Here is a 586-nt window from a genome sequence, read left to right as displayed (position 1 = left end):
GGTCGTGCTCTACCAACTGAGCTATTCCCGCATTGGCGTCCCCTAGGGGACTCGAACCCCTGTTACCGCCGTGAAAGGGCGGTGTCCTAGGCCACTAGACGAAGGGGACACACTACAACATTCACTCCCTGCCGCGTTTCGCTGTGTGCTTTACGCTGCAAGTGGCGCGCATTCTATGGATGGTTTGAGAGGTCGTCAACCCCCGAATATAAATTTATTTAAATCAATGACTTCGACCTGCTTTACGAGAGCATTCGGGCTTTTCCGTCGCCCGACGATTGACGCCTATATTCCGCCACTCGCCAAGGCGTTATAGTCCGCAACACGATGATGGCAATCTGCGCACCTTGCGCCAGCATTCATATAAGCAGTGTGCAGCCGATATACACAGAAGCTGCTGAATCAACTCGTCGAGCGGCGCTGGGCGCCCAAGTGCCCAGCCACTACACTCGCATGCGAACCCTATAAAGAGGTCTTACCGGTGACACCACTCATGATCACCCTGCTAGTCGTAGCCGGGATCGCAATTCTGATCGCCATTGGCTACATGAACCATGTGGTGGAAAACAACAAACTGGAGAAGGCC

At 53.9% G+C, this 586-nt stretch carries 1 tRNA gene and 1 pseudogene; one reads left to right on the top strand and one right to left on the bottom strand.

The window, feature by feature from the left end:
• Window positions 1-33: 33 nt before the first annotated feature.
• A tRNA-Glu gene (locus tag HT737_RS31015) sits at window positions 34-109 on the bottom strand.
• 372 nt (window positions 110-481) lie between these two features.
• Between HT737_RS31015 and HT737_RS32990 the strand changes: the two are divergent.
• Window positions 482-586 (top strand): annotated as a pseudogene (locus HT737_RS32990) (hypothetical protein); the annotation flags it as partial.

It is taken from the genome of Pseudomonas sp. MD195_PC81_125 (assembly GCF_014060985.1).
GTDB lineage: Bacteria > Pseudomonadota > Gammaproteobacteria > Pseudomonadales > Pseudomonadaceae > Aquipseudomonas > Aquipseudomonas parakoreensis.
This window is presented reverse-complemented; position numbering and strand designations above follow the sequence as displayed.